This is a genomic window from Stenotrophomonas sp. YJH_SMC_119 (genome assembly GCF_059368315.1).
Genome location: NZ_JCAFRP010000001.1, coordinates 37717 through 58380, shown reverse-complemented (window position 1 = coordinate 58380; position 20664 = coordinate 37717). Strand labels below are relative to the sequence as shown.

Here is a 20664-nt window from a genome sequence, read left to right as displayed (position 1 = left end):
GGTGGGTGAGGACCGTTGGTCCTCACGCTTTCGCAAATGAAAAAGCGGGCTTCGGCCCGCTTTTTCTTTGCCTGGAATCCTGTGGATGAGGACCGTTGGTCCTTGCACTTACGCGCCTTCTTCGTCCTCCCCCAGCCACCAGACCTGGCCTGGCTCCGGGGCGCTCATCGGGTGCTCGCGCTGTTCGATGGCCTCCAGCACCCGGCTGGGGGCTGCAGCGCCCCACACCGCCATGAGCTTTTCCACCGCAGCCCGGCCCTGTGCGGCCACGCCGAGGTCACGTTCGCGTCTCCATTGGTCTTCATCTGGCGCCTCATCACCATGCTGGTGCGGCGTGCCGTAGCTGCAGCGGCGGCACAGCCGGCGCACGGTGGCCGTCCAGTCCTCGACCATGCCGATGCCTGGCAGCGTGATGGCCTCCAGGGCAGCGATGTCATCGGCCGAATCACACTGCACGAACACGGTGAAGGTCGTCATGTCCGATGCCTGCAGGCGCTGTATCGCGTTGAACACCGGCACCTGGCGCTCGCCGTAGGTGCGATGGCCGGTTGATGCGCCGTCGTGCAGCACGATGTCGCCGAAGCGGAAGCCGCTTTCGGGCAGCGGTACGTTGTCGATGCGTGCACGCACCGGATCAATGCGGCTCATATACACCACTTCGGCATCGGACCACGGTGCCAAGCGCACACAGGCCACGCCGAAGTTGCCCTCGATCGGACCTTCGCCCTCGGGCAGGGTGATGCCACAGCGGGCCCATTGGCGGCGCGCTTCGGCCCAGTCACCGGCGCCGGTGGCGGCGATACCGGCATTCCACGCGGTGGCTTCATCGAACTCGCCGCGCAGCTGTTCTGATTGCCGGTTGTCCTGCAGCGAGGCAGCCCAGTCGCGCAGGTATTTGTGCGCCAATCCGCGCATGTAATGCAGATACGGCACTTCGGGAGCGAGTGCGATCAGCTCGCCGAACAGCGCCACTGCCTGCTGCAGGTCGCCCTCGCGGAAGACGGCGTAGGCGCGTGCCTCCAGTGCCTGGTGTTCGTCGAGGATTTCGTCGTCCAGCAGGTCGCCGTCGTCAATGTCGTTGTGGTCGGTGCTCATGTCCATGCACGGTTGGAGGTCCGCGGCTACCTTAGCCGATGCATGGGAGACCGGCGTCGGTGTGTGTCCTGCTGCAGTGCATGACGGCAATCGCATGTCTGCCCCGATGTCGTCAAGGGATGCGGCGTGCCTGTCCACTGGACGACATGCCGCGACAACCGTCCCACAGCCCCATCCGTTTGCTAACGTGGCTGCGCCTTCGAACCGGGAGATCCCATGTTCCGCCAGACCGTGGCTGTCCTTGCCGTGCTGATTGCCGGTGCCTTGCCCATTGCCGTGCATGCGGCGCCCGCGCAGCCACCGATCTTCGGTGCCTACTACCCCGGTGGTTCGGCCGAGCGCTACCCGGTGTCGAGCATTCCGGCCGAGCGCCTCACCCATCTGTTCTACGCGTTCTCCACCATCGAGGACGGCCGCTGCACGGTCGGCGCCGAAGCGCCGAAGAATTTTGCTGCGCTGGCCGAGCTGAAGAAGGCGCACCCGCATCTGCGCACGCTGATCTCAATTGGTGGATGGGGCGCAGGTGGATTCTCCGATGCAGCGCTGACCGAGGCCAGCCGCAAGCGCCTGGTCGACTCGTGCATGGCGCTGTTCTTCGACCGCCATGCCGGCAGCTTCGATGGCGTGGACATCGACTGGGAGTTCCCGGTCAGTGGCGGACCGAAGGAGCTGGCGCACCGCCCGCAGGATCGCGCCAACCTGACCCGGCTCGCGCAGGCGTTCCGCGTCGCACTCGACGCGCACGGGCGCAAGGAGCGACAGCCGATGCTGCTGACCGCCGCGCTGGCCGCCGGTCGCCTGCAGACCGATGGCCCCTACGATCCAGCAGCGAGCTACGACCTGCCGGCGTTGGCCAAGGTGTTCGATTTCATCAACCTGATGAGCTACGACATGGGCACCGGTTTCTCGGCGGTGTCGACCTTCAATGCGCCGCTGCATGAAGTGCCGGCCGATCCGCTGGCCCCGGAGCTGCGGCGCTGGAACAACGTGGCCGGCGCGGTGCAGTACTACCGCGAGCACGGCGTGCCGGCCGATAAACTGGTGCTGGGCGTACCGTTCTACGGGCGCGGCTTCAAGGTCACCGGCGATGCAGCGGATGGGCTGTACCAGTCCTACAGTGCGCCGGCCGATGCCGGCGACTGGCGGGTGATCAAGGCGCGCTATCTCGATCAGCCGGGTTGGACGAAACACTGGCAGCCGCAGGCGCAGAGCCCGTGGCTGTACAACGCCGGGCAGAAGATCTTCATCAGCTATGAAGACCCGCGCTCGATCGGCCTGCGTGCGCAGTTCGCCCGCGAGCAGGGCCTGGCCGGGGTGTTCATGTGGGAGCTGACCGGCGACGACGAACAGGCCAGCCTGCTCAACGCCATGCTGGGCCCCTGGCAGAAGGCGCGCATCGGCGATTGAGCTGCATCAGGCGATGCCCGGCGCAATGCCGCAACGCCATTGGCCCAACCCCGCACAGCATCGCCACGCCCGCAGCGTTACGCTGCGGGCATGATCCATCTTGAACGCCTGGACCACCTGGTCCTCACCGTCGCCGACATCGACCGCAGCTGTGATTTCTACCAGCGCGTGCTCGGCATGCAGGTCGTGCGCTTCGGCGCGGGTCGTACCGCGCTGCAGTTCGGCCAGCAGAAGATCAATCTGCATGCGGCCAGTGCTCCGCTGCAGCCGCATGCGCTGCGGCCCACGCCGGGCAGTGCCGACCTGTGCCTGGTCACGCGCATGGCGACAGTCGATGTGCTGTCCCACCTGCAGGCGCAGTCCGTTGCAGTGGAGGAGGGGCCGGTTGCGCGCACCGGCGCGCTGGGGCCGATCGAATCGGTGTATTTCCGCGACCCGGATGGCAACCTGATCGAAGTGAGTCGTTACCCCGGCGAGGCATGATCCTGCTTGGGTAGCGTCGAGCTTGCTCGACGGTGCTTGGCGCGAAATCAACAGCTGTCGAGCAAGCTCGACGCTACAGGGGGCGTTGCGCGCAACGGTAGGTAGCGCCGGGGCATGCCCGGCGAAGGTTCAGTTGGCCCAGACGCTGTTGGGATCGCCGTTGCGGGCGCGGCGCTGGCTGGCCACTGCCAGGCGGGCAAAGCCGAAGGCCATGGCCAGCGCGATGGCGTCGACCCAGAACAGCGGCCAGTGGCCACGCGCGGCGGCGCGCCACAGCCAGTCACCATTGAGTGCGCCGTGCAGCACCGGTACCAGCGCGGTACTGATCGCCGCCGCCCACAGCAACTCGCGTGCGGCCTGCGCCGGGCGTCGCAGCGCGGCCCACAGCGCACAGGCCGCCCAACTGCCGAAGCAGGCCCAGCGGATGCCGCGATCGACCGCTGTCGGCGCCAGCCGCTCCAGCACCAGCGCGGTGACGAACGCGACCGAGATCGCCACGCACAGGCCGATGCACACGCCGACCGTCGCCCGCGCCATGTTCACCCCGGCGCGCGGCTGCTGCGGCTGGCGACGCTTGCGCCGCGACTCGATCCACAGCAGGTTGCCCGAATAGAACAGGAACGCACCGCCAAGGCCGAGCAGGAAGTACAGCCAGACCACCACGCCGTTGCCGAATTCGCCGAAGTGCAGCGCGTAGGCGGCGCTGAGCGTGGCGTGGTTGGCGTCGCGCTGGCCCGGCAGCTGCGAGGCCAGAACGTCGCCGGTGGCCACGTCCAGCGCCACCGCGCCAAGCGGGCCGAGCGTGCCGGTGGATTCGCCGGTGATCTCGATGGTGGCATTGGCATCGCCGGCATTGGCCAGCTTCAGGTAGGCCGGTTCGAAGTTGGCCACGCCCTGTGCGCGGGCGACTTCAAGCGCGCGCGCATGCAGCACGCGCAGGCTGCCCGGCGGTGCCGGAATGCCACTGGCATCGCGCACGGGCGCGGTGTCCATCGCCGTCGGCACCGCCTGCAGCGCCTTGCCGTCGTAGATCAACGGGTTGAGCAGGGCCATCTGCACGAACACCAGGCAGAGCAGGGCACCGGTCACCGCGAACATCAGGTGGAAAGGCAGGCTGAGCACGCCGATCACGTTGTGCGCGTCCTGCCACAGCTGCTTCAGGTTGCGGCCCGGACGCAGCGCGAACAGGTCGCCGAGCAGCTTCGGCAGATGGATCACCAGGCCGCTGAGCAGTGCCATGCCGTACAGCAGGCTGACAATGCCCATCACGTAGATCCCGGCCACGGGCAGGCCGAGGCTGTAATGGAGCTCGTTGACCAGTTCGGCCAGTCCGGTCTGCGGTGGTGTGGGGCTGCCGGCGATCTGGCCGGGCCAGGCATAGCGCCAGCTGCCGTCATCGGCCTGCCAGTACGCAAGCGGCTGCGGGTGTTCGGCGCCGGGGAAGGTCATGCCGACGTGGCGGCGTGCCTCCGGATGCGCAGCCAGCACGTCTTCCAGCAGGTACTGCGCATCGTCCAGCCCGGCGGGCAGTGCGGTGGCGGCTCCCGGGGTCTGCCACAGTGGCAGGTCGTGATGGAACAGGGTCAGCGCACCTGCGTAGAAGGCCACGAACAGGCCGAAGCCGGCCACCAGGCCGACCCAGGTATGCAGGGTGGTGAACGTGCGCAGGGTCTGCGAACTGAACTTCATGGGAGAGGTCTCATTGCACCGCGCCGGTCAGGCGCAGCAGCCCGAGCATGGCGAAGCCGGCAGCGGCGCTGCCACCCAGCACCAGCCAGGCGCGCAGCGCGCTGCGGAAACTGAACGCCCACAGGGCGGCCAGCATCCACAGCGGGATGAAAGCGATCAGGGTCGGCACCAGCGCCCGCTGCCAGGGGCCGGGCGGTACCCATGCCAGCAGGCCGGTCGCGGCTGCGGCCAGGAAGAAGCCGGCCACGACGCCAGCGAAGGCGCGCGGCCACATCAGGGCGACTCCGTGCCGGGACGGTGCCAGGCGGCCAGCGCCGGCAACAGCATCGCGGCCAGCATCCAGGTGCACAACATCGCCACCAGGCCGGCGGCAAAGCCGAGCTCGGCCATCCACAGCCACAGCGCGGCGGCAGCGGCGACCAGGCCGATCTGGCGGCCCAGGCGGCCGGCGCGGCGCAGGCGCGGCCAGCGGCAATGCGGCGAAGTGGCATAGAAGGCCAGCGCCGAGAACATCGCTGCCAGCATGCCCAGGCTGCAGAAGCCGAGCGTGGAAAGGCCGACGGTGATCATTGCGGGCGGCCGGCGCGGCAGCGGGCCGGCGAACGCGGGGCACGGGCGGGGCCGGCGGAAGCCGGTCGGAGCGGGTGGCGCATCACGGGGTCCTGGGGGAAAGCGGGCAGGCTGGCACGGAGCGGCCTGCGCCGACATGGTAATCATTGCAATTTCACGCCGCCAGCGAGGCACATTCAGCCGACCGTACGGTAGTCCTTGGGCTTTCCGGTGCGCTGGTTTAAGATCATCGTAGAACCCTGACTGGAACAAGGTGGCCCGCGTCCAGCGCCGGCCGAGCGTGCGACATGAGCACTACCACCGCCCACTGTTGACCTGCCCCCGAAGGCCCTGTGTTCCAGGCGCCCTCGCGGCGCTTTTTTATTGCCCGGGCGCCGCCCCGGGAACGCTTTCCAGCCCGCCCAGCGGGCCCCGCACGAAGCCACTGCGATGATCAACATTACTCTTCCCGACGGCAGCCGCCGCGAATTTGAAAACCCCGTCAGCGTCATGGAGGTCGCCCAGTCGATTGGCGCCGGCCTGGCCAAGGCCACCATCGCCGGTGCCGTGGATGGCGTGCTGGTCGATGCCAGCGACGTCATCGACCACGATGCCAGCCTGCGCATCATCACCGCCAAGGACGAGGAGGGCGTGGAGATCATCCGCCACTCCTGCGCCCACCTGGTCGGCCACGCCGTCAAGCAGCTCTACCCGGACGTGAAGATGGTGATCGGCCCGGTGATCGCCGAAGGCTTCTATTACGACATCTACTCCGAGCGCCCGTTCACCCCGGACGACATGGCCGCGATCGAGAAGCGCATGGGCGAGCTGATCGCCCAGGACTACGACGTCATCAAGAAGATGACCCCGCGCGCCGAAGTGATCGAGATCTTCAAGGCCCGTGGCGAGGACTACAAGCTGCGCCTGATCGAGGACATGTCCGACGACATCCAGGCGATGGGCATGTACTACCACCAGGAATACGTGGACATGTGCCGTGGCCCGCACGTGCCGAACACGCGCTTCCTGAAGGCCTTCAAGCTGACCCGCATCTCCGGCGCCTACTGGCGCGGCGACGCGCAGAACGAGCAGCTGCAGCGCATCTACGGCACCGCCTGGGCCGACAAGAAGCAGCTCGAGGCGTACATCAAGCGCATCGAAGAAGCTGAAATGCGCGACCACCGCCGCATCGGCAAGCAGCAGGACCTGTTCCACCTGCAGGAAGAAGCACCGGGCCTGGTGTTCTGGCACCCGAAGGGCTGGGCGCTGTGGCAGGTGGTCGAGCAGTACATGCGCAAGGTCTACCGCAACAGCGGCTATGGCGAAGTGCGCTGCCCGCAGATCCTGGACGTGAGCCTGTGGAAGAAGTCCGGTCACTGGGACAACTACCAGGACAACATGTTCTTCACCGAATCGGAGAAGCGCACGTACGCGGTCAAGCCGATGAACTGCCCGGGCCACATCCAGGTGTTCAACCAGGGCCTGCACAGCTACCGCGACCTGCCGATCCGCTATGGTGAGTTCGGTTCGTGCCATCGCAACGAGCCGTCCGGCGCGCTGCACGGCATCCTGCGCGTGCGTGGCTTCACCCAGGACGACGGCCACGTGTTCTGCACGGAAAACCAGATCGAGTCGGAAGTGACGGCCTTCCACCAGCAGGCGCTGGCGGTCTACCAGCACTTCGGTTTCGACGAGATCCAGATCAAGATCGCGCTGCGCCCGGAATCGCGCCTGGGTGACGACGCCACTTGGGACAAGGCCGAAGGCGCGCTGCGCTCGGCGCTGACCGCCTGTGGCGTGGAATGGCAGGAGCTGCCGGGCGAGGGCGCCTTCTACGGCCCGAAGATCGAGTACCACCTGAAGGATGCCATCGGCCGTACCTGGCAGCTGGGCACCATGCAGGTGGACTTCATGATGCCGGGCCGCCTGGGCGCCGAGTACGTGGACGAGAACAGCCAGAAGAAGCACCCGGTCATGCTGCACCGCGCCATCGTCGGCTCGATGGAGCGCTTCCTGGGCATCCTGATCGAGCACCATGCCGGCCAGTTCCCGGCTTGGCTGGCGCCGACCCAGGTGGTGGTGGCCAACATCACCGACGCCCAGGCCGACTACGTCTCGGGCGTGACCAAAACCCTTGCGGAGCAAGGCTTCCGCGTCAGCTCGGATTTGCGTAACGAGAAGATCGGCTATAAAATCCGCGAGCATACGTTGCAGCGCGTGCCCTACCTGCTGGTCATCGGTGACCGCGAGAAGGAAAATGGGGCTGTGGCGGTGCGTACGCGTTCTGGCGAAGACCTGGGCAGCATGAGCCTGCAGGCCTTCATCGAGCGGCTCCACGCCGAGGGCGCGTAAGCAAAGGTCCGGTCCGGGCGCACAGGCACCCGGACCGGTTCGATACCCTTGGGAGAACGTAATATCAGCACCCCTGACAACAAACAGAACCGCAAGAATCAGGAAATCCGTGTGCCGCGCGTCCGCGTGATCGGCAGTGACGGAGAAATGATCGGCGTGTTGTCGCGCGACGAAGCGCTGTCCATGGCCGAAGATGAAGGCCTGGACCTGGTCGAGATCCAGCCGCAGGCCGATCCGCCGGTCTGCAAGATCATGGACTTCGGCAAGTTCAAGTTCGAAGCGCAGAAGAAGGCCAGCGAGGCCAAGAAGAAGACCAAGCAGGTCGAGATCAAGGAAGTGAAGTTCCGTCCGGTCACGGACGAGGGCGACTACCAGATCAAGCTGCGCAAGATGCGCGGGTTCCTCGAAGATGGTGACAAGATCAAGGTCAACATCCGTTTCCGTGGCCGTGAAATGAGCCACCAGGAACTGGGCCGCGAAATGGCCAACCGGATCGAGACCGATCTGGGCGAGGACATCGTCATTGAATCCCGTCCGCGCCTGGAAGGGCGTCAGATGGTCATGATGATCGCGCCGAAGAAGAAGACCTGAGGCCTGACGGGCCGCCTTCCGGGGCGCCTGGCTGAAGGGTTCAGGGTAAGGGGACGCCGCTGGCGTCCCTTTGCTTTTGCAGGACGCCGGTGAATCGCCGGTAAAGGGTTGCAGGGGCTGGTGGCAGGGCGGTTTTGCCTGTATCATGCCCGGCTCGACCCACCCAGGACGGGTCGTACGCCGATCATGGCAGGACGGAAAGAGCGGCCCAGGCCGCCGCCAGATCAGTCAGAAACCAGGGTCATATCCCATCAAGGACATTGCAATGCCCAAGATCAAGACCAACCGGGCAGCGGCCAAGCGTTTCCGCAAGACCGCCTCGGGCAAGTACAAGTGCGGCCACGCCAACCGTAGCCACATCCTCACGAAGAAAGCGACCAAGCGTAAGCGTAATCTGCGTCAGACGGGCCATGTCCGTGCAGAAGACGCAGGCCGTCTGGACCGCATGCTCCCTTACCTCTGAGGAACTGAAAAATGGCACGAGTTAAGCGTGGCGTACAGGCGCGTCGCCGCCACAAGAAAATCCTGGATCTCGCCAAGGGCTATTACAACGCCCGCCGCAAGGTCTTCCGCGTCGCCAAGCAGGCGGTCATCAAGGCACAGCAGTACGCCTACATCGGCCGTAAGCAGAAGAAGCGCAACTTCCGTTCGCTGTGGATCACCCGTATCAATGCGGCTGCCCGCATCAACGGCCTGAGCTACAGCCGCTTCATGAACGGTCTGCTGAAGGCCGGCATCACCCTGGATCGCAAGGTCCTGGCTGACATCGCCGTGCACGACGCAGCCGGTTTTGCTGCGCTGGCCGAAAAGGCCAAGGGCGCGCTGGCGGCATAAGTCCTTCCCGATGCCGTAACCGTTCACTCGGACGGTGTCAGGTCAAGGCAATGCATGGGGAAGGGCGCAAGTCCTTCCCCATTCTTTTTTGGGTCCCGGCGAGGCCACGACGGCAGCGCGGGGACGGCGGTGGCGACAGGGGTCGGCCCTTCGCGCATCGCGATGGCAGATCGACTGGAGTTCCAGCCCCCCATGAGCGACATCCAATCCCTCACCACCCAGGCGCTGGCCGATGTGGCCGCCGCACAGAGCCCCGACGTGCTGGAGCAGCTGCGCGTGGCCCTGCTTGGCAAGAGCGGCAGCATCACCTCGCAGCTCAAGCAGCTCGGTGCCCTGCCGGCCGACGAGCGCAAGGCCGCCGGTGAAGCGATCAACCAGGCCCGCGACGTGCTGACCCGCGCGCTGGGCGAGCGCAAGGCGCTGCTGGAAGACGCGGCACTGGATGCGCGCCTGGCCGCCGAAGCCATCGACATCACCCTGCCGGGCCGCAATGGCGACCGTGCCGGCCTGCACCCGATCACCCGCACCCTGGAGCGCATCACCGGCATCTTCGGCCGGCTGGGCTACGAGCTGTCGGAAGGGCCGGAGATCGAGGACGACTGGCACAACTTCGAGGCGCTGAACTTCCCGCCGCACCACCCGGCGCGCGCCATGCATGACACCTTCTACTTCGGCGACGGCCGCCTGCTGCGTACGCATACCTCCGGTGTGCAGGTGCGCTACATGGGCGACCACGCGCCGCCGCTGCGCATGATCGCCGCCGGCAAGGTGTACCGCAGCGACAGCGACCAGACCCACTCGCCGATGTTCCATCAGGTGGAAGGCCTGCTGGTGGACGAGCATTCGACCTTCGCCGACCTGAAGGGCACGCTGGCCGAGTTCGTGCGTGCGTTCTTCGAGCGCGACTTCGAGATGCGCTTCCGCCCCAGCTACTTCCCGTTCGTTGAACCGGGTGCGGAAGTGGACATCGCCTGGCAGCAGCCCGATGGCAGCACCCGCTGGCTGGAAGTGCTCGGTTGCGGCATGGTCCATCCGAACGTGCTGCGCAATGTCGGCATCGATCCGGAGCGCTACACCGGCTTCGCCTTCGGCATGGGCGTGGAGCGTTTCGCGATGCTGCGCTACGGCGTCAACGACCTGCGCGCGTTCTTCGAGAACGATGTGCGGTTCCTGAAGCAGTTCGCGTAAGCCGCAACCGTGTAGAGCCGAGCCCTGCTCGGCTGCTTTCTGGATGGACGCCTGCTTGCGCATGCGCTGGGCGACCCCAAAAACCGCAACGGGAGGCACGCCTCCCACCAGGGTGACACCATGAAATTCTCCGAAAACTGGCTGCGCAGCCACGTCCCGACCTCCGCCTCGCGCGATGAGCTGAGCGCGGTGCTGACCGCCATCGGCCTGGAAGTGGAAGAAGTAACCGCGCTTGGCGAAGGCCTCGATCACGTGGTCGTGGCACGCATCGTTGAAGCCGTGCGCCATCCGGAAGCCGACCGCCTGCAGGTGTGCAGGGTCGATGCCGGGCAGGGCGAACTGCTGCAGATCGTGTGTGGCGCACCGAACGCACGCCCGGGCCTGGTCGCGCCGCTGGCGATGGTTGGTGCGCAGATCGGCGAGCTGAAGATCAAACCGGCCAAGCTGCGTGGCGTCGAGTCCAACGGCATGCTGTGCTCGGCCAAGGAGCTGGGCCTGGACAGCGATGCGTCCGGCCTGCTGGAACTGCCGGACGATGCCCCGATCGGCCAGACCCTGGTCGAGTACCTGGGCCTGCCGGACGCCAGCATCGAGATCAAGCTGACCCCGAACCGCGCCGACTGCTTCAGCCTGCGCGGCATCGCCTACGACGTCGCCGCCGCCACCCGCAGTGAAGTGCTGGACTTCGCCGCCGATGCCATCGTGCCGGTTGGCAACCGCGAACTGTCGATCCAGCTCGACGCCGGCGCCGAAGCGCCGCGTTACCTGGGCCGTGTCATCGAAGGCGTCAATGCTGCCGCCAGGACCCCGCTGTGGATGGCCGAGCGCCTGCGCCGCAGTGGTGTGCGTCCGGTCTCGCTGCTGGTCGACATCACCCAGTACGTGATGCTGGAGCTGGGCCAGCCGATGCACGCGTACGACCTGGGCACCCTGCAGGGCAGCATCGCCGTGCGCCGTTCGCGCGCGGGCGAGACGCTGAAGCTGCTGGACGGCCGCGATGCTGCGCTGGACGACAGCTTCCTGGTGGTCACCGATGCTGACCGTGCGGTCGGCCTGGCCGGCCTGATGGGCGGCTTCGACACCCGCGTCACCGACGCGACCACCGCCGTGTTCCTGGAAGCCGCGCACTTCGCGCCGGCCGCGATCATGGGCCGTGGCCGCAAGCTGGGCCTGCACACCGATGCCGGCCATCGCTTCGAGCGCGGCGTCGATCCGGCGCTGCCGCGCACCGCGATCGAGTACGCCACCCGCCTGGTGCTGGACCTGGCCGGCGGTACCCCGGCACCGGTCACCGAGGCCGTGCGTGAAGCCGATCTGCCGCAGCCGGCGACCATCGTGCTGCGCCGCGCCCGCATCACCCGCGTGCTCGGCATCAGCATCGACGATGCCGAAGTCGAGCGCATCCTGCGCGCGCTTGGCATGGACGTGGTTGCTACCGCCGAGGGCTGGCAGGTCACGGCGCCGAGCCGCCGCTTCGACATCGCCATCGAAGAAGACCTGATCGAAGAGCTGGCCCGCATCCACGGTTACGAGCAGATCCCGACCACGCTGCCGGGCGGTGCCTCGCGCGTGGCGATGCCGAGCGAGACCCAGCTGGACGCGCTGAGCGTGCGCCGCCAGCTGATCGCCCGTGACCAGCAGGAAACCGTCAACTTCGCCTTCGTCGACGACGCGCTGCTGACCCAGTGGCAGCTGCGCGACGGTCTGGTGCCGCTGGCCAACCCGCTGTCGGCGGAACTGGCGGTGATGCGTCCGTCGCTGCTGCCGGGCCTGGTCGCCACGCTTGGCCGCAATGCCGCGCGCCAGCTGGGCCGCGTGCGCCTGTTCGAGATCGGCCGTGTGTTTGCCCAGCAGGGCGGAGACGGCCAACCGGCGCCGCTGGAAACCCCGCGCGTGGCCGCTGCGGTCTGCGGTGAGGCGCAGGCGGTGCAGTGGGGCCTGCCGACCCGCAAGGTCGATTTCCATGACCTGAAGGGCGACCTGGAATCACTGGCGGCTGCCAGTGGCGCGCAGCTGGAGTTCCGTCCGTCGGCCCGCGCCTACGGCCACCCGGCGCGTTCGGCCGAGGTGTTCCGCGATGGCGTGGCCATCGGCTGGATCGGCCAGATCCATCCGCGCCTGGCGCGGGCGATGGAGATCGAGGCCGACGTGTACGCCTTCGAGCTGGACCTGGAGCCGCTGACCGCCCGTCGCCTGCCGCGTGCCGGCGAGCTGTCGCGCTTCCCGGCGGTGCGCCGCGACCTGGCGTTCCTGGTGCCTGAGCAGGTGGCCTGGGCCGACCTGGCGGCGACCGTCCGCCAGGCCGCCGGCCCGCTGCTGCGCGACCTGAACCTGTTCGACCGCTATGTTGGCCAGGGCGTCGAGCCGGGCTTCAAGAGTCTCGCTATGGGCTTGATTTTGCAGGACAAGTCGCGCACTCTGACGGACCGCGACGTGGATGCGGTGGTGGCCGAGGCGGTCACTGCCATCGAGCGTGAACACCACGCCCGGATCCGCGGCTGAGCGGGCAGCACTCGGGGGTAGCAGGCAATGGCATTGACCAAGGCGGAGATGGCGGAAAAGCTGTTCGACGAAGTCGGTCTGAACAAGCGTGAAGCCAAGGAATTCGTCGACGCGTTTTTCGATGTGCTGCGTGAAGCATTGGAACAGGGACGTCAGGTGAAGCTGTCGGGCTTCGGTAATTTCGATCTGCGGCGCAAGAACCAGCGCCCGGGTCGCAACCCCAAGACCGGCGAGGAAATTCCGATTTCCGCCCGTACGGTGGTCACCTTCCGTCCGGGCCAGAAGCTCAAGGAGAGGGTGGAGGCTTATGCTGGATCCGGGCAGTAACCGCGAACTACCGCCGATCCCGGCCAAGCGCTACTTCACCATTGGTGAGGTCAGCGAGCTGTGCGACGTCAAGCCGCACGTCCTGCGCTACTGGGAAACCGAGTTTCCCAGCCTTGAGCCGGCCAAGCGCCGAGGCAACCGCCGCTACTACCAGCGCCATGACGTGCTGATGGTGCGGCAGATCCGCAGCCTGCTGTACGAACAGGGCTACACCATCGGTGGTGCCCGCCTGCGCCTGGATGGCCCCGATGCCCGCGAGGAATCGGCGCTGAGCAACCAGATCATCAAGCAGGTGCGCATGGAGCTGGAAGAAGTGCTGCAGTTGTTGCGCCGCTGATCCCATTTCCATCGTAATCCGCTATACTTCACGGCCCGCCGCACTGGCGGGCACATCGCAGCATCAGTCGGGGCGTAGCGCAGCCTGGTAGCGCATCTGCCTGGGGGGCAGAGGGTCGTCGGTTCGAATCCGGCCGTCCCGACCACTGTGATGAATCAAGGAGCCTGCGCAGCAATGCGCGGGCTTTTTTGTGCGTTCTGCAGATCTGATCAGTTTTCCGCGAAGCGGTAGATGAGTTCCGGATCGCCTTCATCCAGGCCATGCACGATGCCGCTGCCCACGAAGCCGGCGGCAGCGAGCAGGCGTTGCATGCCCGTGTTGGAGGCATTGGTCGAAGTGAACAGCTTGCCGCCACCGCGCCACCTGATCGCGTGCCGCAGCAGGATGGCGCCGATGCCCTGGCTGCGCTGTTCGCGCGCCACCATCAACATTTCAATGAAGGCTTCGCCAAAGAAGTGGTGATGGATGACCAGGTAGCCGACGATCTTGCCGTCCTGCTCGGCGACCTGCACGACGCCGTGCGCCAGCCAGTCGGCAATCTGCATGATCCGCCGTGGATCAGTGGCTGCCACGCTGTCGAGCGCGATCAAGGCATCTGCGTCCTGCGGAATGCCGTCGCGCAGGTGCGGAGAAGAGGACGCCCGGTTCATCGCGGGCGCAGCTTCAGCAACAGGCCGCCACCCGACACAAAGCAGGCGAGCAGGACGGCAATCGACAGCGGCAGGTGGAATTCACTGCGACCGAACAGGGCAAAGGCCAGATGGATCAGTGCCGTGCCAATGCCGAGTCCCCCGCAAGCCAGTGCATAGCTGCGCGCCGTGGATGTGCCCAGCACGATCTGGCGATAACCCCAAAGCACGGCGCCGACTGCGAACAGGTTGAACAGCAGGAAGCCCTGGATGCCACCGGGGACATGGAACATGGCCCATTCCTGCCAGAACGCAGCGTCGATCTGATGCAGGATCAACGCCAGCAGCGTCGCCAGATACCATCGTTCCATGTCGTGCTCCCTGCCGTGCAGGCCATAGTCTATCGACTCCGCCTGGCACGCACGCCTGCTCGATGCAGCCAGCGCGCGGCCGGCAGTCAATACACACGAAACTCGGCACGGCAGCCGTCGCTGACCCACACCCCACGGCGGTCCCAGCCCCAGTTGCGGTCCTCGATGCAGGCTGTCACCGATTTCTGCCTGACCAGCCGTACCTCATGGCGCACGCGAATCCGGCACTCCTTGTCCTTGTTCTCGTAGGACTCGCAGACCAGGCGTTCGCCCTCGTTGTCGCGATCACGGCTGCGGCCACGTCCCGGCCAGCGGCCGTGTTCGTCGGCGACGAACTCGGCGCGGCAGCCGTCGGTCACCCACAGCATGCGCCGGCTCTGGCCCCAGTTCTGGTCTTCCACGCAACGGGTCACCGACAGCTGCCTGGCCAGGCGCATCGGTCCCTCGATGGGGCATTGCTCGGTCTTGTTGAACTGGGATTCGCAGCGCAGCGCTGGAATGTGATCAGTGTCGTAGTCCTGGGCGGCCACGGCGGTGGCGGTCAGCAGCAGGGCAAGGGCGGCGCCGGTGATCGGCAGCAGCGGGCGAAGGGTCATGGGGGAGCCTCGGGCGGGTATTCGGGCGGCAAGAATGACCCAGCACGGGGCCGTCGGAACGCATCGTTCCGGAAGCGGCTCAGGAGGGATTTAGTAGTGCGCACCAGCCCATGCAGAGGCTTACATCCCGTATCATCGCTGCACATCCGATCGCATCGGTTTACACCTTCTTACATGTCTTCCACGCCTGTCGGCGCAGCCTGTGGCTGCCGTCACTGGTGTGCGGGCGGCCTGCGGGGGAGGATGCGCGGACCACGACGACCACAGGGGGTTGCGTTGATCAGCAGTACCGTCATTCATCGCTCGGCCGACGCAGGTGGCGCCGAGGTGCGGGTCCTGGACACTACGTTCAAGGGCAAGCATGTGTTCGTTGCCTGGGGGCTGCGCGGGCCGGAACTGACCCGCAGCGCGGACCCGGCTGCCACTGTGGCTGCGCGCAAGGCATTGCATGCTGTTGCCGGGCATAGTGAAGGGCCGCGCAGCCCGGAAGTGTTCATCGCCAACCAGTCGGCGGTGGCGATCACGATCTATCGGCTGCTTACCGAAGCACGCTCCGGTGACGCCATCTTCTTCCTGTGCGATTCACCGGCGGTGGTCGAGTGGCTGATCACCGCGCTGGAGGTGCAGGGCGCGGACTGATTCCGCGCTCCTGCGCGCATTGATTCAAGCCAGGGCCGTGTCCACGGCGGCCCGCGCATGCAGGGCGGTGGTATCGAACAGCGGCACTGCACTGTCCTCCGGGCGTACCAGCAGCATGATCTCGGTGCAGCCAAGAATGATTGCTTCGGCACCGCGCGCCACCAGTCGCGCGATCACGCCGGCATAGACCTGCCGTGAGTGCTCGCTGACCACACCAGCGATCAACTCCTGGTAGATGATGTCGTGCACGCTGCGACGATCATCGGCTTCGGGTACCAGCACCTCCAGCCCGAAGCGATCCTGCAGCCGGCCGCGGTAGAAGTCCTGTTCCATGGTGAAGGCGGTGCCGAGCAGGCCCACCTTGCGTGCGCCTGCCTGCACGATGGCCTGGGCGGTGGGGTCGGCGATATGCAGCAGCGGTAGCGTGCAGGCCGCCTCGATGCGATCGGTCAGCTTGTGCATGGTATTGGTGCAGATCAGCAGCAGGTCGGCGCCGCCCGCCTGCAGGCGCCGCGCGCCATCGACCATGTGGTCACCCAGGGTGTCCCAGTCGCCCTCGTGCTGCAGCTGCTTGATGCCGGCGAAATCCACCGACCACAGCAGCAGCTGTGCCGAGTGCGCACCGCCGAGCCGCCGCCGTACCTCCTCGTTGATGAGCCGGTAGTACTGGGCCGAGCTTTCCCAGCTCATGCCACCGATCAGGCCAAGGGTCTTCATGCGCCGCTCCGTGCCAGGAGCCCTCATTGCAGCACAGATGGTGCCCGGTTGCCGATGGCGGCGATCTGTAACCACCACATCCGTGCTGCGCTGTGTGTGCCGCGCCAGGCCCGGCGCACTCTATGCTGGTTGGATCTTCTGAAGTGGATGTGCGCTATGGCCCTGCATACCTGGTGGTGGTTCCTCGCCACGGTGTTCGTTCTGTGTGGTACGCCGGGGCCGAACATGCTGCATATCCTCGGTCGCAGCGTCGGACTGGGGTTCCGTGGCAGTGTGCCGGCGATGGCCGGCTGCCTGCTGGCGATGCTGCTGGTGCTGGCGGCCTCCGCAGCAGGCCTGAGTGCGCTGCTGCATTCCTCGCCGATGCTGTTCGAGGTGCTGCGCTATCTGGGCGTGGCCTATCTGGCCTGGCTGGGCCTGAAGGCATGGCGAGACAGTTGCCGGCCGGCACCGCCGGTGACGGTCGATGCTACGCCGCCGGTTGCGGCCTCGCTGGGCGCGTGGAAGGTGTTCCGTGGTGGCCTTCTGGTGGGCCTGAGCAATCCCAAGCTGCTGCTGTTCGCGGCGGCGTTCCTGCCGCAGTTCGTCGACCCATCACGCGGCCAGGCGCTGCAGTACAGCGTGCTGGTGGCCACCTTCGCCGCGTGCGAACTGTTCTGGTACGTGATGTATGCGGTCGGTGGCCATGGCCTTCGCCGCTGGTTGGCCAAGCCGTTTGCGCGACGCTGGTTCGAGCGCCTGGTGGGCAGCGTGTTCCTGGCGTTTGCCGTCGCGCTGCTGCGCTTCCGTCCGCGCTGATTCACGCCGCGCACGCGGCCTGTTCACGATTGCCGCATCGGCCACGGCCTAGCCTGATCATCCAGTACGCAGTCCCCGCAGGGAAAGGTTTGACATGATCAAGTGGGCCATCATCTTCGCCGTCATCGGTGTGATCGCAGGCGTGCTCGGCTTCGGTGGCATTGCCGGTGCCGCGGTCGGTATCGCCAAGTTCCTGTTCTGGGCCGGCATCATCATCGCCGTGGTGCTGTTCCTGCTCGGCATGACCGTAGCGAAGAAGGTCAGCTAGCGTTGATCGCGCAGCAGCGTGCTCAGTGCGCGCTGCTGCGCGAGAACAGGTTGATCACCAGTACGCCGGCGCAGATCAGGCCGATGCCGATCAACGCCGGTGCATCCAGGCGCTGCTTGAACACCACCAGCCCGATCAGTGAGATCAGCACGATGCCGACGCCGGACCAGATTGCGTAGGCGATGCCGGTCGGGATCGACTTCATGGTCATCGACAGCAGGTAGAAGCACAGCCCGTAGCCGACCAGTGCGCCCAGTGTCGGCGCCAGCCGGCTCATGCCGTCGGATGCCTTCAGCAGTGATGTGGCAATCACTTCCAGCACGATGGCAGCGGCAAGGTAGAGGTAGGGATTCATCGAGCGCTCCAGCTCACTGCGGGTCGCACAGTTTCAGGGCCTGTTCGGCCATGGCCAATGCATTGGCACGTTCTTCCTCGTCCAGCGGACGCCCATAGGCCGTGGCCCAGTAGCCATCGGCAGCGCAGCGCGCCGCGTACAGCCGTGGGTCGCCGGCTTCGCCAGGGAACTCGGCCAGCATCGCGCGCTTCCAGTTGCGCCAGTGCGCAAGCAGGCCCGGTTCCATCAGGTTGCCCAAGGTCAGGCCGATGTCGTTGTCCTGCTCCTGCTGCAGCAGATGCTCGAAGTTGGCCTGCACATAGGCGCGGCTGAAACGGCCATGGCCTTCGGGGTTTTCCTGCAGCAGGGCGCGCACGCGCGCTTCGAATTCTCCAATCAGCGCTCCGATGGCTTCATCCACCAGCACCTGCTTGCTGCTGAAATGATGGAACAACGCACCCTTGCTGACACCGGCGGCCTGCGCGACGTCCTGCACGGTCAGCGCGGCCAGGCCGTTACGGCCGATCACTTCAATGGTGGCCTGCAGCAGTGACTGGCGCACGCTGTCGGGCGCCTTGCGGCGCGAACGGGAGGGGGATGCGGACATGGCGGGAAGAAACCGACTGGACGGTACGATTGTAACGCAGGCCCGCCGCGTTACCGCGCGCTGCCGGCCATGGCCGGCAGCGGAACCCTCATGCGTCGACGCGGGCGAAACGCGGTTGCGGTCCGTGCTCGCCGGGCACCTGCTCGACGAACATGGCGTACGGGCGTACCCACAGGCCACCTTCGCCATACAGCGCGCGGTACAGCACCATCGGCTGCAGGGTCTCGCTGCTGCGGACGATGTCGAGCACTTCGTACTCGCCACCCTTGAAGTGGCGGTAGCGGCCTGTGGCCAGGGTGGGGAGCGGACTCAGCTCAGCCATGGGCGGCGCGACTCACTTGCGCGCCGGGCTGGCCGGCTTCGCGCAGTAGGCATCGATGGCTTCGGCGGTGTTGGCCAGGCCCTGTGCCTGCGCCAGTTCCCACGGACGTTCGCAACGCTGGCTGTGCTCGCACCACTGGTAGCCGGCCGAACCGATGCAACCGTGGGCATCGCGGTCGCCACCGACCTTCGGCGTGGCGGGTGAAGTGGCCGCCGTATCGGCACGCGCAGCGGCCTGATGCTGGTTGGCACAGGCGGAGAGCACCAGCAGGGCTGGAATCAGAAGAAGCGCTTTCATCGGGCGGGCTCCGTGCCTAAAGCGACAGTGTCTGTCGCAAATAGCCCTGCAGCAAGCGCTCAGTGCATGGCGGCGCGGATCAGTTCCTCGATCAGCACGAGGTAGCTGGCCACGAAATAGAACTTCAGCAGCGTCCAACGCTGCTGCGAGAAGAAGGTGCGCATGTGGAAGGGGCCCCTGTTGATGACGGTAGTGTGAAGCCCGGCTGACTCCGTGACAAGAATCACGGAATGAACAGGCTAAATGGACTCAGGGATGTGAGGGCAGGCAAAGGGCTGACCGGAGGGCGCGGCATTTTCGTACAAATCTGATGGGCCACCCCTGAGGTGATCGCTAGCCTGAAGGTGTACCGGCACGTGGACCGTCCGCCTGCCGTCGCATCCTTCCATCCGCAGGAGCCCCTCATGGTCATTACCGTTCAACGCAACGCCCGGCACTGGTCCGTGCTGGATCCGCAGGTGCATGACGCAACCCGATATGCGCGGGGCGCCGAGGCTTTCGATGTCGCCGCGGCGCGGGCCCTCGAGCACCACCGTCGCACCGGCCAGCGCAGCACGGTGCGGGTCGAGGCGCTCGGCAGCGCGGTGGATGCCCTGCATGTAGGAGACTGACGCCGGTCGTTGCGGTGCAGTCAGCTACGGTTGCGTTGCTTGAATGGGGAAAAACCGGCGTCACGCGCCCCCCCTGTGCGCCGTGCCGCGAATCCCGGATGCTTGCGCCATCGTATTCATCTGGAGATCTCGATGGGCAAGGCACTCACCTGGCGTACCCTGGCCTGCACCCTGCTGCCGATGCTGGCGGCGGCGGGTGGCGCCCAGGCGCAGAGCTATGGCTACGGCTATGACGACGACCGCTACGGTGGCCGCGAAGGCAGCGGCATCGTGCGCTGCGAGTCGATCAAGAACCGTAGCAACGAGTGCCGTCTGGAGGGCCGCGCGCGGATGATCCGCCAGTTGTCCGGCTCGCCGTGCGTGGAAGGTGAGACCTGGGGCCAGTCGCGCTATGGCGTCTGGGTGACCCAGGGCTGCCGCGCCGAGTTCGTCGGCGAGTACCGTCGTGGTGGCGGCTGGGGCAATGGGGGTGGCTGGGGCAACGGCAACGGCAACGGTTGGGGCGGCGGTGAGGTGATCACCTGTCATTCCAATGGGCATCGCCAGGAGTACTGCGACGCCCGCATCCGCCGCGGCGTGCGCCTGGTTCGCCAGGATTCGCGCAGTGCCTGCATCGAGGGCCAGACCTGGGGCTGGGATCGTCGTGGCATCTGGGTCAGCGACGGCTGCCGGGCACAGTTCCAGGTGAACTGAGCGTGCCCCTCTAAAATCAGAAAAATCTGATACAGCTCACATTTTGAATTGCCGTATCTTCTGCGATCAGGGCATCTCTGTGTGTCCCTGATCTGTTGCGACGATGCCTGCCGTGATCGGCAGGAATGTCCCGCTACCGTCGATACGCTGCCTCAAGGAGTGAGCCGCATGTTGATCCGCCTGCAATGCGAACAGCGCCAATGGCGCGTGCTGCATCCGGACCGGCCGGAGCCGATCGATTTCCGCGACGGTGCCCGCGCCTTCGACTTCGCTGAAACCCTGGCGCGCCTGCACTTTGTCGATACCGGGCAGCGCGCTGCCGTGCGCGTGGAAGCCAGCGGCGCCTTCGTGGAAGCGGTCAGCTACGGCTGAGGGCGGGGGTTTCCGGCCAGGTCCTGTTTCCGGGCCCCGCTATCCACGCCATGCGC

The 20664-nt window shown here is 66.3% G+C and carries 28 protein-coding genes and 1 tRNA gene; 17 read left to right on the top strand and 12 right to left on the bottom strand.

What is annotated here, in order from left to right:
- Positions 1 to 108 precede the first annotated feature (108 nt).
- On the bottom strand, positions 109 to 1095 hold the full coding sequence (locus AC5P6S_RS00315) for a tetratricopeptide repeat protein (protein ID WP_223846433.1): 987 nt from the start codon (positions 1093 to 1095) through the stop codon (positions 109 to 111).
- Positions 1096 to 1311: 216 nt separating this feature from the next.
- On the opposite strand from AC5P6S_RS00315, the gene AC5P6S_RS00310 reads away from it, so the two are divergent.
- Entirely contained in the window at positions 1312 to 2502 is a 1191-nt protein-coding gene (locus AC5P6S_RS00310; protein ID WP_495204424.1) for a glycoside hydrolase family 18 protein, read from the top strand.
- A 90-nt stretch (positions 2503 to 2592) separates the two neighbouring features.
- A complete protein-coding gene (locus tag AC5P6S_RS00305; protein ID WP_005410442.1) occupies positions 2593 to 2985 on the top strand; it encodes a VOC family protein in 393 nt (130 codons plus the stop codon).
- A gap of 129 nt (positions 2986 to 3114) precedes the next feature.
- Here the strand turns inward: AC5P6S_RS00305 and AC5P6S_RS00300 are convergent, their stop codons facing one another.
- The 3 genes from AC5P6S_RS00300 to AC5P6S_RS00290 are packed head-to-tail and all read right to left on the bottom strand — an operon-like array spanning position 3115 to position 5244.
- Complete coding sequence (locus AC5P6S_RS00300) at positions 3115 to 4674, bottom strand: PepSY-associated TM helix domain-containing protein (RefSeq protein WP_005414066.1); 1560 nt, start codon at positions 4672 to 4674, stop codon at positions 3115 to 3117.
- A 10-nt stretch (positions 4675 to 4684) separates the two neighbouring features.
- Positions 4685 to 4948 carry a hypothetical protein gene (locus tag AC5P6S_RS00295; RefSeq protein WP_033835141.1) on the bottom strand — a complete coding sequence of 88 codons (264 nt, stop codon included), beginning with the start codon at positions 4946 to 4948 and terminating at the stop codon, positions 4685 to 4687.
- The gene (locus AC5P6S_RS00290; RefSeq protein ID WP_099527107.1) at positions 4948 to 5244 is read right to left on the bottom strand and encodes a hypothetical protein; all 297 of its coding nucleotides are present in this window, start codon (positions 5242 to 5244) and stop codon (positions 4948 to 4950) included. Before AC5P6S_RS00290 ends, AC5P6S_RS00295 begins: the two co-directional genes overlap by 1 nt.
- A 429-nt stretch (positions 5245 to 5673) precedes the next feature.
- On the opposite strand from AC5P6S_RS00290, the gene thrS reads away from it, so the two are divergent.
- The 9 genes from thrS (at position 5674) to AC5P6S_RS00245 (ending at position 13499) form a co-directional block, all read left to right on the top strand.
- Positions 5674 to 7575 carry a threonine--tRNA ligase gene (gene thrS, locus AC5P6S_RS00285; protein ID WP_005410438.1) on the top strand — a complete coding sequence of 634 codons (1902 nt, stop codon included), beginning with the start codon at positions 5674 to 5676 and terminating at the stop codon, positions 7573 to 7575.
- A gap of 48 nt (positions 7576 to 7623) precedes the next feature.
- Entirely contained in the window at positions 7624 to 8166 is a 543-nt protein-coding gene (infC, locus tag AC5P6S_RS00280) for a translation initiation factor IF-3 (RefSeq protein WP_005410437.1), read from the top strand.
- Between the two features lie 265 nt (positions 8167 to 8431).
- Positions 8432 to 8629: a 50S ribosomal protein L35 gene (rpmI, locus tag AC5P6S_RS00275; RefSeq protein ID WP_005410436.1), complete on the top strand. Its 198-nt coding sequence runs from the start codon at positions 8432 to 8434 to the stop codon at positions 8627 to 8629.
- 11 nt (positions 8630 to 8640) lie between these two features.
- On the top strand, positions 8641 to 9000 hold the full coding sequence (gene rplT, locus AC5P6S_RS00270; RefSeq protein ID WP_005410435.1) for a 50S ribosomal protein L20: 360 nt from the start codon (positions 8641 to 8643) through the stop codon (positions 8998 to 9000).
- Between the two features lie 192 nt (positions 9001 to 9192).
- Complete coding sequence (locus AC5P6S_RS00265) at positions 9193 to 10188, top strand: phenylalanine--tRNA ligase subunit alpha (protein ID WP_005410434.1); 996 nt, start codon at positions 9193 to 9195, stop codon at positions 10186 to 10188.
- Between the two features lie 120 nt (positions 10189 to 10308).
- Positions 10309 to 12690 carry a phenylalanine--tRNA ligase subunit beta gene (gene pheT / locus AC5P6S_RS00260; RefSeq protein ID WP_099497999.1) on the top strand — a complete coding sequence of 794 codons (2382 nt, stop codon included), beginning with the start codon at positions 10309 to 10311 and terminating at the stop codon, positions 12688 to 12690.
- A gap of 27 nt (positions 12691 to 12717) precedes the next feature.
- Positions 12718 to 13017, top strand: a complete 300-nt coding sequence (locus AC5P6S_RS00255) for an integration host factor subunit alpha (RefSeq protein WP_005410432.1) — start codon at positions 12718 to 12720, stop codon at positions 13015 to 13017.
- The gene (locus tag AC5P6S_RS00250) at positions 12998 to 13354 is read left to right on the top strand and encodes a MerR family transcriptional regulator (RefSeq protein WP_005410431.1); all 357 of its coding nucleotides are present in this window, start codon (positions 12998 to 13000) and stop codon (positions 13352 to 13354) included. The genes AC5P6S_RS00255 and AC5P6S_RS00250 overlap by 20 nt, the downstream gene beginning before the upstream one ends.
- Before the next feature lie 68 nt (positions 13355 to 13422).
- Positions 13423 to 13499, top strand: a tRNA-Pro gene (locus tag AC5P6S_RS00245).
- Between the two features lie 64 nt (positions 13500 to 13563).
- On the opposite strand, the gene AC5P6S_RS00240 is transcribed toward AC5P6S_RS00245, so the two are convergent.
- The 3 genes from AC5P6S_RS00240 to AC5P6S_RS00230 all read right to left on the bottom strand — a co-directional run bounded on the left by AC5P6S_RS00240 (position 13564) and on the right by AC5P6S_RS00230 (position 14950).
- A complete protein-coding gene (locus AC5P6S_RS00240) occupies positions 13564 to 14004 on the bottom strand; it encodes a GNAT family N-acetyltransferase (protein ID WP_012480872.1) in 441 nt (146 codons plus the stop codon).
- The gene (locus AC5P6S_RS00235) at positions 14001 to 14354 is read right to left on the bottom strand and encodes a DUF6713 family protein (RefSeq protein ID WP_043035591.1); all 354 of its coding nucleotides are present in this window, start codon (positions 14352 to 14354) and stop codon (positions 14001 to 14003) included. The genes AC5P6S_RS00240 and AC5P6S_RS00235 overlap by 4 nt, the downstream gene beginning before the upstream one ends.
- 86 nt (positions 14355 to 14440) lie before the next feature.
- Positions 14441 to 14950, bottom strand: coding sequence for a DUF3011 domain-containing protein (locus AC5P6S_RS00230; RefSeq protein WP_065183991.1), 510 nt, complete (start codon positions 14948 to 14950; stop codon positions 14441 to 14443).
- A 243-nt stretch (positions 14951 to 15193) separates the two neighbouring features.
- Here AC5P6S_RS00230 and AC5P6S_RS00225 point away from each other — a divergent pair, with 243 nt between their 5' ends.
- Positions 15194 to 15589 carry a hypothetical protein gene (locus AC5P6S_RS00225; RefSeq protein WP_033833235.1) on the top strand — a complete coding sequence of 132 codons (396 nt, stop codon included), beginning with the start codon at positions 15194 to 15196 and terminating at the stop codon, positions 15587 to 15589.
- A 24-nt stretch (positions 15590 to 15613) separates the two neighbouring features.
- Here the strand turns inward: AC5P6S_RS00225 and AC5P6S_RS00220 are convergent, their stop codons facing one another.
- Entirely contained in the window at positions 15614 to 16306 is a 693-nt protein-coding gene (locus AC5P6S_RS00220; RefSeq protein ID WP_005410426.1) for an aspartate/glutamate racemase family protein, read from the bottom strand.
- A gap of 156 nt (positions 16307 to 16462) precedes the next feature.
- Here AC5P6S_RS00220 and AC5P6S_RS00215 point away from each other — a divergent pair, with 156 nt between their 5' ends.
- Both AC5P6S_RS00215 and AC5P6S_RS00210 read left to right on the top strand, forming a co-directional pair.
- Positions 16463 to 17104, top strand: coding sequence for a LysE family translocator (locus AC5P6S_RS00215; protein ID WP_185695138.1), 642 nt, complete (start codon positions 16463 to 16465; stop codon positions 17102 to 17104).
- 94 nt (positions 17105 to 17198) lie between these two features.
- Positions 17199 to 17372, top strand: coding sequence for a DUF1328 domain-containing protein (locus AC5P6S_RS00210; protein ID WP_005410424.1), 174 nt, complete (start codon positions 17199 to 17201; stop codon positions 17370 to 17372).
- A gap of 22 nt (positions 17373 to 17394) precedes the next feature.
- On the opposite strand, the gene AC5P6S_RS00205 is transcribed toward AC5P6S_RS00210, so the two are convergent.
- The 4 genes from AC5P6S_RS00205 to AC5P6S_RS00190 form a co-directional block, all read right to left on the bottom strand.
- A complete protein-coding gene (locus AC5P6S_RS00205; protein ID WP_005410423.1) occupies positions 17395 to 17727 on the bottom strand; it encodes an SMR family transporter in 333 nt (110 codons plus the stop codon).
- Between the two features lie 13 nt (positions 17728 to 17740).
- Positions 17741 to 18313, bottom strand: a complete 573-nt coding sequence (locus tag AC5P6S_RS00200; RefSeq protein WP_012480869.1) for a TetR/AcrR family transcriptional regulator — start codon at positions 18311 to 18313, stop codon at positions 17741 to 17743.
- Between the two features lie 88 nt (positions 18314 to 18401).
- Complete coding sequence (locus AC5P6S_RS00195; RefSeq protein ID WP_059034964.1) at positions 18402 to 18635, bottom strand: DUF1653 domain-containing protein; 234 nt, start codon at positions 18633 to 18635, stop codon at positions 18402 to 18404.
- A gap of 12 nt (positions 18636 to 18647) precedes the next feature.
- Positions 18648 to 18932 carry a hypothetical protein gene (locus tag AC5P6S_RS00190; RefSeq protein ID WP_005410420.1) on the bottom strand — a complete coding sequence of 95 codons (285 nt, stop codon included), beginning with the start codon at positions 18930 to 18932 and terminating at the stop codon, positions 18648 to 18650.
- A gap of 404 nt (positions 18933 to 19336) precedes the next feature.
- Here AC5P6S_RS00190 and AC5P6S_RS00185 point away from each other — a divergent pair, with 404 nt between their 5' ends.
- The 3 genes from AC5P6S_RS00185 (at position 19337) to AC5P6S_RS00175 (ending at position 20608) form a co-directional block, all read left to right on the top strand.
- Positions 19337 to 19543 carry a hypothetical protein gene (locus AC5P6S_RS00185; RefSeq protein ID WP_005410418.1) on the top strand — a complete coding sequence of 69 codons (207 nt, stop codon included), beginning with the start codon at positions 19337 to 19339 and terminating at the stop codon, positions 19541 to 19543.
- 132 nt (positions 19544 to 19675) lie between these two features.
- The gene (locus AC5P6S_RS00180; RefSeq protein WP_005410417.1) at positions 19676 to 20236 is read left to right on the top strand and encodes a DUF3011 domain-containing protein; all 561 of its coding nucleotides are present in this window, start codon (positions 19676 to 19678) and stop codon (positions 20234 to 20236) included.
- 168 nt (positions 20237 to 20404) lie between these two features.
- A complete protein-coding gene (locus tag AC5P6S_RS00175; RefSeq protein ID WP_005410416.1) occupies positions 20405 to 20608 on the top strand; it encodes a hypothetical protein in 204 nt (67 codons plus the stop codon).
- Positions 20609 to 20664 lie beyond the last annotated feature (56 nt).

Bases quoted from the DNA above. Each gene is read 5' to 3' on its own strand.
- AC5P6S_RS00200 (WP_012480869.1), bottom strand. From the start codon at position 18,313: ATGTCCGCATCCCCCTCCCGTTCGCGCCGCAAGGCGCCCGACAGCGTG.
- AC5P6S_RS00225 (WP_033833235.1), top strand. From the start codon at position 15,194: ATGCGCGGACCACGACGACCACAGGGGGTTGCGTTGATCAGCAGTACC.
- pheT (WP_099497999.1), top strand. From the start codon at position 10,309: ATGAAATTCTCCGAAAACTGGCTGCGCAGCCACGTCCCGACCTCCGCC.
- AC5P6S_RS00240 (WP_012480872.1), bottom strand. From the start codon at position 14,004: ATGAACCGGGCGTCCTCTTCTCCGCACCTGCGCGACGGCATTCCGCAG.
- AC5P6S_RS00190 (WP_005410420.1), bottom strand. From the start codon at position 18,932: ATGAAAGCGCTTCTTCTGATTCCAGCCCTGCTGGTGCTCTCCGCCTGT.
- thrS (WP_005410438.1), top strand. From the start codon at position 5,674: ATGATCAACATTACTCTTCCCGACGGCAGCCGCCGCGAATTTGAAAAC.
- rpmI (WP_005410436.1), top strand. From the start codon at position 8,432: ATGCCCAAGATCAAGACCAACCGGGCAGCGGCCAAGCGTTTCCGCAAG.
- AC5P6S_RS00250 (WP_005410431.1), top strand. From the start codon at position 12,998: ATGCTGGATCCGGGCAGTAACCGCGAACTACCGCCGATCCCGGCCAAG.
- AC5P6S_RS00185 (WP_005410418.1), top strand. From the start codon at position 19,337: ATGGTCATTACCGTTCAACGCAACGCCCGGCACTGGTCCGTGCTGGAT.
- AC5P6S_RS00235 (WP_043035591.1), bottom strand. From the start codon at position 14,354: ATGGAACGATGGTATCTGGCGACGCTGCTGGCGTTGATCCTGCATCAG.
- AC5P6S_RS00310 (WP_495204424.1), top strand. From the start codon at position 1,312: ATGTTCCGCCAGACCGTGGCTGTCCTTGCCGTGCTGATTGCCGGTGCC.
- AC5P6S_RS00220 (WP_005410426.1), bottom strand. From the start codon at position 16,306: ATGAAGACCCTTGGCCTGATCGGTGGCATGAGCTGGGAAAGCTCGGCC.
- AC5P6S_RS00305 (WP_005410442.1), top strand. From the start codon at position 2,593: ATGATCCATCTTGAACGCCTGGACCACCTGGTCCTCACCGTCGCCGAC.
- AC5P6S_RS00175 (WP_005410416.1), top strand. From the start codon at position 20,405: ATGTTGATCCGCCTGCAATGCGAACAGCGCCAATGGCGCGTGCTGCAT.
- AC5P6S_RS00230 (WP_065183991.1), bottom strand. From the start codon at position 14,950: ATGACCCTTCGCCCGCTGCTGCCGATCACCGGCGCCGCCCTTGCCCTG.
- AC5P6S_RS00195 (WP_059034964.1), bottom strand. From the start codon at position 18,635: ATGGCTGAGCTGAGTCCGCTCCCCACCCTGGCCACAGGCCGCTACCGC.
- rplT (WP_005410435.1), top strand. From the start codon at position 8,641: ATGGCACGAGTTAAGCGTGGCGTACAGGCGCGTCGCCGCCACAAGAAA.
- AC5P6S_RS00210 (WP_005410424.1), top strand. From the start codon at position 17,199: ATGATCAAGTGGGCCATCATCTTCGCCGTCATCGGTGTGATCGCAGGC.
- AC5P6S_RS00255 (WP_005410432.1), top strand. From the start codon at position 12,718: ATGGCATTGACCAAGGCGGAGATGGCGGAAAAGCTGTTCGACGAAGTC.
- AC5P6S_RS00215 (WP_185695138.1), top strand. From the start codon at position 16,463: ATGGCCCTGCATACCTGGTGGTGGTTCCTCGCCACGGTGTTCGTTCTG.
- AC5P6S_RS00180 (WP_005410417.1), top strand. From the start codon at position 19,676: ATGGGCAAGGCACTCACCTGGCGTACCCTGGCCTGCACCCTGCTGCCG.
- AC5P6S_RS00300 (WP_005414066.1), bottom strand. From the start codon at position 4,674: ATGAAGTTCAGTTCGCAGACCCTGCGCACGTTCACCACCCTGCATACC.
- AC5P6S_RS00205 (WP_005410423.1), bottom strand. From the start codon at position 17,727: ATGAATCCCTACCTCTACCTTGCCGCTGCCATCGTGCTGGAAGTGATT.
- AC5P6S_RS00315 (WP_223846433.1), bottom strand. From the start codon at position 1,095: ATGAGCACCGACCACAACGACATTGACGACGGCGACCTGCTGGACGAC.
- AC5P6S_RS00265 (WP_005410434.1), top strand. From the start codon at position 9,193: ATGAGCGACATCCAATCCCTCACCACCCAGGCGCTGGCCGATGTGGCC.
- AC5P6S_RS00290 (WP_099527107.1), bottom strand. From the start codon at position 5,244: ATGATCACCGTCGGCCTTTCCACGCTCGGCTTCTGCAGCCTGGGCATG.
- AC5P6S_RS00295 (WP_033835141.1), bottom strand. From the start codon at position 4,948: ATGTGGCCGCGCGCCTTCGCTGGCGTCGTGGCCGGCTTCTTCCTGGCC.